Annotated in this window: 13 protein-coding genes; 5 read left to right on the plus strand and 8 right to left on the minus strand. The window is 52.9% G+C overall.

Annotated features, from left to right (window positions below; all coding sequences use genetic code 11):
- Positions 1-448: 448 nt before the first annotated feature.
- Positions 449-1,714 (minus strand): APC family permease, encoded by a 1,266-nt coding sequence (locus tag J3P75_RS14110; protein WP_434711297.1) that lies wholly within the window; start codon positions 1,712-1,714, stop codon positions 449-451.
- Between the two features lie 433 nt (positions 1,715-2,147).
- Here J3P75_RS14110 and J3P75_RS14115 point away from each other — a divergent pair, with 433 nt between their 5' ends.
- Positions 2,148-3,029: a manganese catalase family protein gene (locus tag J3P75_RS14115; protein ID WP_434707112.1), complete on the plus strand. Its 882-nt coding sequence runs from the start codon at positions 2,148-2,150 to the stop codon at positions 3,027-3,029.
- A gap of 552 nt (positions 3,030-3,581) precedes the next feature.
- Here the strand turns inward: J3P75_RS14115 and J3P75_RS14120 are convergent.
- The 5 genes from J3P75_RS14120 to J3P75_RS14140 all read right to left on the minus strand — a co-directional run bounded on the left by J3P75_RS14120 (position 3,582) and on the right by J3P75_RS14140 (position 8,468).
- A complete protein-coding gene (locus J3P75_RS14120) occupies positions 3,582-5,093 on the minus strand; it encodes a sensor domain-containing diguanylate cyclase (RefSeq protein WP_434707113.1) in 1,512 nt (503 codons plus the stop codon).
- Positions 5,094-5,391: 298 nt separating this feature from the next.
- Positions 5,392-5,847: a hypothetical protein gene (locus J3P75_RS14125; RefSeq protein WP_434707114.1), complete on the minus strand. Its 456-nt coding sequence runs from the start codon at positions 5,845-5,847 to the stop codon at positions 5,392-5,394.
- A 191-nt stretch (positions 5,848-6,038) separates the two neighbouring features.
- Positions 6,039-6,263 (minus strand): DUF2188 domain-containing protein, encoded by a 225-nt coding sequence (locus J3P75_RS14130; RefSeq protein WP_041478933.1) that lies wholly within the window; start codon positions 6,261-6,263, stop codon positions 6,039-6,041.
- Between the two features lie 187 nt (positions 6,264-6,450).
- Complete coding sequence (locus J3P75_RS14135; RefSeq protein ID WP_434707115.1) at positions 6,451-7,290, minus strand: alpha/beta fold hydrolase; 840 nt, start codon at positions 7,288-7,290, stop codon at positions 6,451-6,453.
- Between the two features lie 167 nt (positions 7,291-7,457).
- On the minus strand, positions 7,458-8,468 hold the full coding sequence (locus J3P75_RS14140) for a chemotaxis protein CheB (RefSeq protein WP_434674471.1): 1,011 nt from the start codon (positions 8,466-8,468) through the stop codon (positions 7,458-7,460).
- Between the two features lie 422 nt (positions 8,469-8,890).
- Between J3P75_RS14140 and J3P75_RS14145 the strand changes: the two genes are divergently transcribed.
- From J3P75_RS14145 to J3P75_RS14155, 3 genes are all read left to right on the plus strand, one after another.
- Positions 8,891-9,301, plus strand: a complete 411-nt coding sequence (locus J3P75_RS14145; protein ID WP_024013809.1) for a response regulator — start codon at positions 8,891-8,893, stop codon at positions 9,299-9,301.
- 162 nt (positions 9,302-9,463) lie between these two features.
- On the plus strand, positions 9,464-9,691 hold the full coding sequence (locus J3P75_RS14150) for a DUF6555 family protein (protein ID WP_122746257.1): 228 nt from the start codon (positions 9,464-9,466) through the stop codon (positions 9,689-9,691).
- A 152-nt stretch (positions 9,692-9,843) separates the two neighbouring features.
- On the plus strand, positions 9,844-10,536 hold the full coding sequence (locus tag J3P75_RS14155; protein ID WP_024013811.1) for a DUF421 domain-containing protein: 693 nt from the start codon (positions 9,844-9,846) through the stop codon (positions 10,534-10,536).
- A gap of 102 nt (positions 10,537-10,638) precedes the next feature.
- On the opposite strand, the gene J3P75_RS14160 is transcribed toward J3P75_RS14155, so the two are convergent.
- Both J3P75_RS14160 and J3P75_RS14165 read right to left on the minus strand, forming a co-directional pair.
- Entirely contained in the window at positions 10,639-11,004 is a 366-nt protein-coding gene (locus J3P75_RS14160) for a histone-like nucleoid-structuring protein, MvaT/MvaU family (RefSeq protein ID WP_024013812.1), read from the minus strand.
- Positions 11,005-11,072: 68 nt separating this feature from the next.
- Positions 11,073-11,462 (minus strand): low affinity iron permease family protein, encoded by a 390-nt coding sequence (locus tag J3P75_RS14165; RefSeq protein WP_024013813.1) that lies wholly within the window; start codon positions 11,460-11,462, stop codon positions 11,073-11,075.
- On the opposite strand from J3P75_RS14165, the gene J3P75_RS14170 reads away from it, so the two are divergent.
- The gene (locus J3P75_RS14170; RefSeq protein WP_434707116.1) at positions 11,380-11,904 is read left to right on the plus strand and encodes a ferritin-like domain-containing protein; all 525 of its coding nucleotides are present in this window, start codon (positions 11,380-11,382) and stop codon (positions 11,902-11,904) included. The genes J3P75_RS14165 and J3P75_RS14170 overlap by 83 nt on opposite strands.
- The last annotated feature ends 105 nt before the right edge of the window (positions 11,905-12,009 follow it).

Below are 12,009 nucleotides of genomic sequence, written 5' to 3' on the forward strand. Positions count from 1 at the left end.
GCGAACGGCTATTTCTTATTGAGCAGGCCACTAGGCGGCGTACGGCGTCGCTCAAACTCATCCCAGCTGTTTGCAGGGCGTTGCTCACCACAAATCACGCACGCATAAACGTCACTTGGTATCCCGAGGTAATACCCCTTGCGAATATACGGGTGGATACACTTATTCGCTGATTCGTTCAGTTCAGTTGCGGGCCTCATCGCGCACCTTGCCTTCCAACAATTCCGCAAACGAGAACTCACTCGCGCGGAAGAGTTAAAAAGCCCGCACAATGTGCGGGCAAAAGGAGAATTTACATGAGCAGCCTGCAATGCCGTGGCAGGCATATATATTGGAAAGCATGGAAATGGGAGCCGTTTCATTTATTTCGACTTGGCGGTCGCGCGTCAGACAAACGGTTTCTGAAGCTCTCAGCTACCAGTAAGCCCAGCGTGGCGGGTGCGGTGCGCTAGCCAGGCTTGTTCATGGGCGACAGGTTGAGACGAGAACATCCGTGCAGCAGCATCCCTACGATGATCAATACACCTGCCCGCGTCCACGTTTCCCAACTCTGCTGGCTCAGCAGCACGAGACACGACGCGATGGCTAGCACCGGGACAAATGTAGGGACTCGGAAGTGACGCTCGTCGACTAGGTCGCGACGCAATACCAACACCGCGACGTTTGTGCTGAGAAAAACGAACAGCAAGAGCAATACGACCGTTTGCGCCAGCGTTGCCAAGGTACCAGTTAACGTCAGGGCAATTGCCACCACGGTGGTTGCGATAATCGCCGCCCATGGGGTTTGTCGTTTCGGCAGAACCGCACCCAAAATGCCTGGCAACAGTCCGAGGTTTGCCATGCCATATGTCAAACGACTGGCCATGATCATGGTTAACAGCGCACCGTTGGCGACAGCGATCAGCGCAATGAAGGAGAACAGTGTCGGCGGAATTTCGAGAGTCGATGCGCGGACAACTTCCAGTAACGGCGCCGACGTGGCGACCAACTTCTCGGTAGGCAGAACCGACGAGGCAGCCACACCCACCGCCATGTAAACCACGCCAGCGGTAAGCAAAGCCGCGAACAAAGCGCGGGGGTAGACCTTGCGCACATCCTTAATTTCCTCGGCCAGATTGGCCGAGGTTTCGAAGCCAACGAAGGAATAGAAAGCCAGCAATGCCGCCCCCAGCACGGCAAGCATGGGACTGACGCCAGGTTTGAACGTAAGCGTTCGCCCCAGATCCGCCTCGCCTGTGCGGAAATACCAGATGGCCGCCACGATCACCAAAATTAGCCCGGATAGCTCAATCACGGTCATCACCAGATTCGCGCCAAGCGACTCCTTGATCCCCTGCGCATTGAGCAGGCCAATAGCCGAGAGAAACACCAGAGCTGCAATTTGCGGCGATACGTCAACGAAGGCGTTGAGGTAATCCCCTGCAAATGCCAGCGACAACCCTGCAGCGCTGGTCATCGCGGCAGCCAGCATGCAAAAACCTACGAGGAAGGAAACAAGCGGTGACTTGAACGCCTTTTCAGCAAAAACCGAAGCCGCGCCGGCGTGGGGATACTTCGATACCAGCTCTGCGTAGGAACCCGCCGTCAACATGGCGAAGAATAGTGCAATCAGCAGCGGCACCCATATTGCGCCGCCCACCTCTCCCGCGATCGTGCCGGCAAGTGCATAAACGCCGGCGCCGAGTACATCGCCAAGAATAAACAGAAACAGCATCGGAAAAGTGATGGCCCGGCGCAGAGAAGTTTTATGAGTGGTAGCAGTCACGTTCATTCCTTAGTTCAGGTGTGATAGTCAGCTTCGGCGCGCGGAGCTGGATGCTTGTCACCTCAAACAATGGAAAATGTCGCGCACAGCAAAGTTCAATGCACGTCTCTGGGATAAATGGGTACGAAGTGGAAGATAATTTCCATCGCTGAGTCGGCGGCACTATTAGCGACTCGTGTTATCGCCACAAGCGCTCCTTTCACCCTAGAACACGCACACCACGCTCCTTGCTCCGTCTTTTTTTTGAACTTATACCGCGCTGCCGTCCGTCCGGTCAGAAATCTAGAGCAGGAAATTTTTGTTTATTCCCCTCCTCACAAATTATGCATGCGCCAACGCCAGCATTGGTGATCGCGCGAAAGCTAAGCATGAGGAAATCTGAATGTTTATTCATAACAAGCGACTTCAGTACACCGTTCGCGTTGCCGAGCCAAATCCAGGTCTTGCGAATCTGCTACTCGAACAATTCGGTGGCGCCAACGGCGAATTGGCAGCGGCAGCACGTTATTTTACTCAAGCGTTAGCAGAGGAAGATCCAGGGCGAAAAGATCTTCTGCTGGATATTGCCACCGAAGAATTGAGCCACTTGGAGGTTGTCGGCTCCATTATTGTGATGCTCAACAAAGGTGCGAAGGGTCAGCTCGCCGAGGGCGTCCAAGAGGAAGGAGAGCTATACCGAGCCCTAAATGGCGCCGGTAATGACTCGCACATCACAAGTCTGCTTTACGGCGCAGGCGCACCTCTCGTCAATTCGGCAGGTGTGCCTTGGACGGCGGCGTATGTTGACTCGATCACCGAAACTACAGCCGACTTCCGCTCGAACATTGCGGCGGAAGCAAGGGCAAAAATCCTCTACGAACGCTTGATCAACATTACTGATGATCCAGGTGTAAAGGAGGCGCTTGGTTTCTTAATGACGCGGGAAATCGCACACCAAAAGTCGTTCGAGAAAGCTTTGCATGCGATCCAACCGAACTTCCCGCAGGGCAAACTTCCGGGTATGCCAGAGTTCACCAACAAGTATTTCAGTATGTCGGGCCAGCCGAACGTACGAGGCCCGTGGAACGAGGGTGATGCTTGGGAGTACGTGGAAAATCCCGAACCGGCGGTAGACGGCGGCGATGGCCTGGCGTCGGTCAACCTTCCTGCCGAGGATGTAGAAGTGTTGGAGGCGATGAAGACACGCACGGCCTCAGATTCGCTCAGCGAACCGGTTACCGGTGCTGACCTAGGCTCCGGTTATGTCCAAGGCAAAGACGTCTGAAAATAATAAGGCGGCCTCATGCCGAGGCCGCCACAAACTCGGATGACCGTAATGAAAAACTACAAAGTATCCTCGCTGACTACTGACCCTTTCCAGCATTTGATGGAGGCAGCTTCTGCTGGCTTTGAACATGACTGTCGGCAGGCCTGTCGAGGTTTAAGGGTGAACATGGCAGTAAATGCGTTCGGTATGGGGAAGCTAATTCCAAACAACCTTGCGAGCGAGGGCTACCCCGAACCCAGTGCACAGGAATTAACGAGACCGTACCTACGTTGACAATATAGGTTCGCGGTCTTACGGCGGCAAGAATACCGTATCGGATGGGGCTGATTAGCCCCCGCAAGAGGAAACTACAATGAGATTTACGAAGAATTCGGGATTTAACATCAGGGTCGTAAATGCACATAGACCTACATTTTTATTCGGTAGCGCAATCTTCTTAGCCGGCACGCTGATGATGTTTTCCGATATTGTAAGCATCGTTTTAAAATCCATGTAGGCAGGCGTGCCCGCCCAAGCCGGATGTGACCAATGCACGCTCAAATCACGAAACTAAGCCTCTACCCGATTCCGCCCTTTAGATTTCGCCGCGTACAGCAAACGGTCAGCTTTGATCAGAAACTCTTTTGGACTCTCCTCTCCTGTTCTAGAGGTCGAGACTACACCTGAGCTTATGGTGACTATTTCGAAGGGGCTCGCTGAATGTTGAAGATTTGCATTCGATAGGGAAAGCCTAATATTTTCTGCAACCATGACCGCACCTGCCAGTTCAGTGTCCGGAAGCAAAACTACGAACTCCTCCCCACCGTAGCGAGCAGCGATATCACCCGGTCTGTTGACGTTGGCTGCAATAAGGTTCGCTACGTGTACAAGACAATCGTCGCCGCTTAGATGGCCGTAACGGTCATTATATTGTTTGAACAAATCTATATCCAAAAGGATTACGGATATGCTTGTCTGATTTCTCGTGGCACGCTTCCATTCTTTATCCATAGCCAAGTCAAAGCTTCTCCTATTTGCTAGAGAAGTAAGACCATCTGTATGGGCTATCACTTCTAACTCCTTTCGGATTATTTTTAGCTCGTACTCTGCAACTAGCAGCTGTTGGATCTGCCGATAAAGCAAGCTACCTAAAACTGCCAACGCCAGTATGATGGAACCTACCAGTGCAACCGATTGGTAAACATATGACCACCAAGGGGCAAATACATGCTCGTACGACACGCCAGCTGCTGCGACGATGGGCAGCCCAGCCAGACGACGATAGGCGTAGATCCGCTCGATACCATCCACGATAGATTTAATGACTGCAGTCCCGCTATCGCTCTCAGGTAGATACCTGCTAAAAATTTCGCCTTTGGAAAGATTAGTTGTCATCAATGCTGCGACGGTCGGGCGTCGCGCGAGGAGTTCGCCGTTATCGAGTGCTAGGAAAATTACCCCTTCGTCGTCCACGGCCATACGTTTGAAAAAGCTTTGAAAATATGAAACCGGAACCGTGGCTAACGCAACCCCTGCAAAAGCTCCATCGGCTGTTTGGATACGCCGACTTATAGGGATCACCATATCCCCTGTCGTTCGACTTTCCACTATCGAGCCAACGTGGATGGACTGGTCATCGTGCTCACGGTGATATCGAAAGTAAGCTCTGTCGCCGTTGTTTTTGGTTTGCAAACCTTCGGAAAACGAATTGGCCATCCAATTGCCTTGAGCATCGAAGATGAATAGGCCCTGAACGCCTTCAATGTCGTTAACTTGGCGGGCCATCAGCTTCGCCAACCGCTCCTGTTGATCAGGGCCGCTTCCATCGTGCGCCACACGCTCAGCAAGATCCCGCAAGGTATTGTCGGCCTGCAGCATCGTGTCACGGGCCTGCTGTTCAGCGGCAAGTACAATGTTCGAAACAGTTATTTTGGCCGCGTCTACTCGCTCACCGGACGACTGCACAATCTGCCAAGCAGTAGCAAGGATCAACGATAAACAAACTAGAAGAACGAAACCTATCAGCGAAAGGGACAGCGCTTTAGGTGTCAGCCTTGCGTAGATCGGTAAGGAGAGCGTCATATATACGTCTTCAAATTAGCGGTGGGCTCAAACGAGCAATTTTTATACCGGCGTGGATATTAAAGCGTTCACCCGCAGCTTCGGAATCTCTGAAAATCTGCGCAGACAGGCGTTATTTCTTCACATACCCCACCGCAGATTCCCACCTACACACCTAGATGCTTCATAAACCTATCGATTGAAGATTGCGAATCGCAGCGACCCCCACTTTCTTCATCGTAGGAGGATCACCGTCTTGGGTACCTCAGACCCACGAATGGGCATGATGGCGTGAATCGTTCCGGGCTTTCAGCACAGGTCACTGCCACCCTAACCTTGAAATGATTTCTCGCCGGTAAGGCGTATCGATCTGCGGCGGCACTTGTTTGATGTAGTCGCGCGCGTTCTCAAGTGTTTCTCCGCTTAAGCCGGCGAGATAGCCAATAGCGTCCTCGGCTGCGGGGACGAGCCCCTCAACGCCTCCGAATCTTGGTGGCAGTCCTGTCCAAACTACCGCGTCCAATCGGCGGGCGATCGCCCATTCAGCGATGATTCCCGCTGCGTTCGTACCGACCACGAAACTACCGATGCCATCCTCCCGGTCTTGAGGAACCCCCTCCCGAATTCTAAGAGCCTCGCGTGCCTCATCAAGGTTGTCCAGATCCAATACCGTCCAAAGCACTTTGCACCCAGGTGCGTTTGCGCAGATGGCTGTCGTAAGATCGCCGTTATCACTGACCCGCGCGAACTCGATGGGCAACACGGGGCCGTCCATAAACCACTCGCTCGCAAGCGGTAAGGCGCCTGGTTTCCAGATCAACGATCCCCATCCTAGACATGCGATCACCATGATCTGCACCTGAGTTAGAAATGAAGTTCACTTGAAATGCGGCGAGACCTCCGGTCGGCCGCATTCACAGCATTGCGGCGCAATGGGCACCGCACCTCCCTGGGCAGGTGGTCTGTTTACCCTTTCGTTTTTCTAGGATCTGCTGAACGAGGAAATGTACGCTCCTCTTGGATCGTGCCGTCCTCTTTGTGGATTTTGAGAGAGGCTGTCTTGCCCTGAAGAAATTCGCTCGCTATCTCGGTGATTTCTGCTTTGGTAGATGCGGTCTTGGAGGCACGTTGCGCGCCCTCTTTGACGAGCTCCCAAAGTTTTTCCGTTTTTTTGATGTGATAGTTATCCATTGGCTCACCTCTGACATGACGATCAATACCTGTCAGGTTGACCATAGGAGAAGCGAAGAGTTTGAACGGATTGGCGGCATTCTGGATGCTTACGAAAATCCTCTTGAGTTTCCTCGGGACGTGGGCGCAACGCCCGAAGCATGGGACTAGCCGCTACACAGCAGTAAGAGCTTTAGCATGGCAAAGCTCAAACAGTCCTGGTTCGCTGTAAGCGTGGCTTTCTGGCGCGGTTTGAGATCTCGGGCACTGGGCCTTCGCCGTTCTGCTGCCTACAAAGAAATTCACGTATCAAGGCAGCAGTTCGCCCGGCACTGGTCACTACGAAGAAATGCCCCTCGCCCTTAAGCACGCGGAGTTCGGATCGTGGAATTGAGCATTTCAGGATGTGCGCGTTGTAAGGTTGTACCACGGTGTCACGGTCGCCGATCAGAATAAGCGTGCGCGAGCGCAGACGGAATAACCGCAGCAGACTTGTCCAGCCTACCAAAGCGGCTAGCTGGTGATGATAGGTTCGCAGGCGTACGGTTAGCATTCGCTTTACAACACCGAAACGCAGCAGCGCCTGTGTCGAACTGGCTGAACCATCTCGTTCGGGCTGTTTGCCGCCTGCGCTCCCTCTAAAAAATTCCAGGATGTCGGCGGGCTTTACCAGTGGCACCGGGCCCGCAGAGGTCGCCGCCAAGATAAGCCTTCGTACCATGGTGGGATGACGAAGAGCCAACTCTTGCGCCAATGCACCGCCCCAGCTCACGCCGAATACATCAATATGGTCGATGCCCAGTTGCTTTAGCATTTCGGCGATCAGATCGGCATGGCTTGGCAAACGCATCGGCCAGCGAGGCATCTGCGATTTGCCGACACCAGGCACGTCCAGCGTGATCGTCGTGTAGTCGCTTAGTTCGTTGCGCAAAGCATCGAAGGTTTTAATCAAACCTCCCAAACCGTTGAGTAGGAGTAAGGGTGGGCCTTGGCCGGCGGTTGAGACATTCACCTGCAAGTCTTTAACTGTCATCATTCGGCTCGGCATGGATACCTCCTCTGTCATCCGTTCAGCAGTCTAGATGAGCTGTAAAAACTCGATTTTTTTCGGCAATAGACAGCCTGATAGATGCTTCAAACTAACTTTCGAACATCTTCACCGGAGCCGTACACGTTACTGGGCGCCACAATAAAAGAACCCGAGTCGGCGCGGGTTCAACCGGGACGTAAGGATGAAACCAATTCTCGAAGAGTTGCCTTGTGGCCTTCGAGTCCCTCACTTGCAAGTTCGTATTCTCGTAACGCGCCCAAGCGCCCGCCATCTCTGCTGCTCTGAACGAGCCGACCAAGGAGCAACTGTTTTTCATGCAACGCTCTAATGGCCACCCAGAGTGCTTCCTCAATCGTTTCATCCTGCGCATGAAATAATGCGGCGGCGGTATAGGCATGACCGGTATGGCAGCGAAACCGGGGCGATGACGCGTGTACCTCCCACAGAGCGCCTCCGCACTCAGGACAGGAGATGCCTGCGACTCGGCCGATCTCATCCAGCGCGGAGGTACCTCCCTTACTGAAGTCCTCAGCCAGATCATTCTCCGTTGCGAATGGCTCGATACGTTTTGACTCAGAAGCCGCTGTCGCCTCCGCTGTACGCTGATTGATGACCTGTACGAGCCTCTTACTCAACTCGGTGAGCGGCAAGCATCCGTCCACGGTCACATGCCGGAGAGCGTTCGTTGGCATTGAGGGCGCTTCAGCAGTCTCAGGATCTTGTACGAAGGCCAGTCCGCCATAGGCTTTTATCGCCTGAAGCCCAACTACACCGTCATCAAGCTCGCCGGTCATCAACACCCCTATGACACTGCTTCCGTAGCTGATGGCAGCCGATCTAAACATTGGATCAATCGCGGGCCGCGAGTGGTTTTCCTTGGCGCTTCGAGTGATCTGAATAGCTCCTTTTTTGACAAGGAGATGCTTATCGGGAGGGGCTATGTATACACGACCCGTCACTACCTGCTCTTGGCTCAAAGCGAAGCCGACGGGCAATTGGCTCGACTGGGTTAGAAGGCTAGGGAGAGCACTAGGTTGGTCTCCGATGTGCATCGTGACGAAGACAGCCGCATTAAAATCAGACGGAAGCTCGGCAAGAAACTCACGCAGTGCAGCGAGTCCGCCGCTGGACGTTCCGATGACTATAACTGGGTGGTTGTGGTTTTCTTGCTGCATGGATCGATCCTGGTTGCTAGCTGTCGCACGCTCGAATTTGACTCATCTGCCTCAACTAATTCGCGATAAGTGCTTGCCGATCTTCCCCGGTGATGCGCTTACCCTGTTCCTAGTTTCGATAGATACCTCTGAAGGAAGGTTCGAAAAATTGAGCAATGTTTGATCTAGATCAAGGGATTGCTACGCAGCATTCATAGCCTCAAGCGCACAACTGGAGATGAATTCCATGCTAGCGCAGGAGATCAGAACGCGAGGCGCCACACGCTCTTCAATACGCTGCGAGGACATCTGTGGGGACTTGACCTGCGTCGAGCGTCCCGGGAGCTCCACGCGTTTTCACGGCACACGCGGCATTTTCGCTTACACTCATGCACCGTTCCGTTTGTTTGGTCGGTCGGGCTCTCTGTTTAGAGGAGGATTGTTTGAACGTAAATTGGGAAGGATTGCTGCCGATTCGCGGCGAGGTCATCGTCATTGAGGACGACCCAACTCTGCAGTCGCTCATGACCGATATCATGGATGAGATTGGTGCGAAGACTGTCCCGTTCGCGACAGCGGATGATGCGTTGACCTACCTGCTCGAAGCACATGGTGAATGCGTCCTTGTGATCGCCGATCACGGCGTCCCCGGCCAAGTCCAAGGCATCGAGTTCATACAGATGGTCAAAGGCAGATGGCCTCACATCGCTGCGATACTTACCTCGGGTTATCTGATCGAGAGCACCGAAGTGCCAGCTCAAACTATTTACCTGCACAAGCCTTGGTCGCTGGATGAGATGGTTGTGGCAGTGGCGGAGCTTCTGCAGCCCGGAAACCCCATAAGTAAACGCTAAGCCTGGCTTCGAAATCGTGAGGCCATGCCGGATTTGGTTGGTGCTCAGCGGATGAAGCTGGATCTCCACTGCCCTGAATCAATACAAGGGGTGAAGTCCCTGAATTTTTTGAATTTTTCCGCGATCGATGACTCCGTTAGATCAGAGCAGACGGAGTAAGTCATGGAAAACAACCTATTCGTCATCAATTACAAGCTTCACGGTGTGCCCAAGTCCTTCATCATCCGTAGCAAATCGATGCAAAACGCTGATGCCTGGCACTGGGCTAGTTGCGATGCGGGTGTAGCACCCATTCCCAGACCTGGTCGCCCGCCGCTGAAGATGGTGTCCAAACCTCAAGCCGAAAGATTTGGCATTACCGATGTCACCTGGCGAGCCAGCTCAACGTAGCAGTGCGTGGTATGGCGCGGGCTATTGATGAATCCGCTTTATGTCGTAACAGCCCGCAAAGTCCGATTATCCGCTGAATATTCCGACATCAGCTTTTGAAACCAACGCTGATTCGATCCGTCGTCCACTCTGAAAATACAATCGAGGTCACGATGTCGCCTTTCGATATCCAGCGGATGCTGATAGACGAATTTCCCTTAACGTTTTTGCTGGAGGTAGGTTTCAGGGCCACTTTCGCGTTCCTCGCAGTGTTTCTTTTTTTGAAATCCAGCGGTCGACGAGGGATCAGACAGCTTTCACTTTTTGAGCTGGTGGTGATTCTGACATTGGGCTCAGCGGCAGGAGACGTGTCTTTCTACCATGACGTTCCGCTATTGCCGGTTGCAGTGGTCTTTCTCACGCTCCTGCTTCTGTACCGGCTTACCGTTCTGGTGATGACGAAGAGCAAGAAGTTCGAAGCCTGGATGGATGGGCTTCCGGTAACGGTCATTCGTGACGGTCTCTACGAGCTCAAGTCTTTAGAAACGTTGAACATCTCATCTAACGAATTGCTGATGGAGTTACGACAGCAAGGGGTTGAACATCTCGGACAAGTAAGGCTTGGGCTCGTTGAGACCGACGGCGACGTCAGCCTTTATTTTTTCGAACAGAAAGATCTGCGCCCTGGGCTGTCCGTCCTGCCATTAGAGCATCGTGCCGAGTTTGAAACTGCGCCTGCATCGGGTTCGTATTGCTGCGTAAATTGCGGTTTCCCCCAGCACATGGTGGAGGCTCAACGAGCAGACTGCCCTCGGTGCAACCACAGCATTTGGTCAACTGCCCTCAACAGTCCACGCTGTCGGTGACGCGTCCCGCAATGTCGGTCGCCCTTACAGCACGCGCAACGCTGCGACTCCGCGCCCGACGTAAAAAAGAGCCCCGTAGGGCTCTCTTATCTCAACGCATAATTATTTGGTTAGCCATGACTCAACGGTTTCAGAACCGTGCTCCGCTTTCCAGTCTTTGAGGCCACGATGGTTACCGCCCTTGGTTTCGATTACTTCACCAGTGTGCGGATTTTTATAGGTCTTGACTTGGCGGGGCTTGCGCCGCCCAAAGTTTGATTGGACAGCGGGTTCGCGACGACCAGCTCGTGGGTCAAGCACGTTGATTACGTCTTTCAGGCTGTAACCGTATTTCGCAAGGAGATCACGCAGCTTAGTCTCAAACTCAATTTCTTTTTTAAGATCAGCGTCACCTTTTAGCGCTTCCAACGCCTTGAGTTGTTCTGCGAGATGTCTTTCTAATTGGCGGTATTCTGCGAGCTTGGACATGGACATTCTCTTTGGACGGTTGGTGAAGGTCTTTATGAAATAATATCTCAGATTTATAGATGGATAATCTAGCGATGATCATCACTGCGTGCAGAATCAACCTTAATCTGGCCCGATTCACCTAACGTGCGGTATTGCTCACGAAGTTTTCTGAGTTCACTCGATCCCATTTGCTCCAAACCGAGCGTGGCATTCTGCGCATCGTGAGTAGCTCGTATAAGCTCATCAATCTTCAGATGCAGGATGTCGTTGTCACGGTTCTGGGTGTTCTGAATCAGGAACACCATCAGGAAAGTAATGATTGTGGTCGACGTATTGATGATGAGCTGCCATGTATCGTTGTAGTGGAAGTATGGGCCGGTCGCCGCCCAGGCGATGATCAACAAAATTGCGCTCAAAAACGTCTTCGGGCTGCCAGCCCAATTGGATAGCGATTGGCAGAAAAGGGAAAATCTCATAACACACACTCTGGATGAACACAGTCTTCGCATGGCACGCGCGGCGACCAATCCTCTCTTGGCTGAAGCCTTCAATGCGCACCTGGAGGAAACCCAAGGACAGATTGAGCGGATTGACCAGCTCGTCGAATTGACTGGCTTAAAGCTCAAGCGCATGAAGTGCGTAGCGATGGAGGGACTGGTCGAAGAATCGAAAGAGCTTTTGGAGGAAATCGAGAAAGGTGCCGTTCTCGATGCGGGACTTATTGGCGCCGCGCAAAAGGTCGAGCACTACGAGATCGCCAGTTACGGCACGTTGATCGCTATGGCGAAGCACTTGAACTTGACTGATGCTGCCAAGCTCCTCAGCGCAACACTTGCCGAAGAGAAAGCTACGGACGACAAACTGTCGAAGATCGCCGAGCAAGGTGGTAATCAAGCGGCAACCATGGAATCAAAGTAACGCACGACCTGGTGACATGGGCGAAGTTGTGAAAACAACATCGCCCTTTTTTCTACAGCGTTCTTTAAGAGACTCTTCCCCCTCACCTTGGCTGTTCGCCGCCGC

It is taken from the genome of Pseudomonas sp. R1-1, from assembly GCF_051132135.1.
GTDB lineage: Bacteria > Pseudomonadota > Gammaproteobacteria > Pseudomonadales > Pseudomonadaceae > Aquipseudomonas.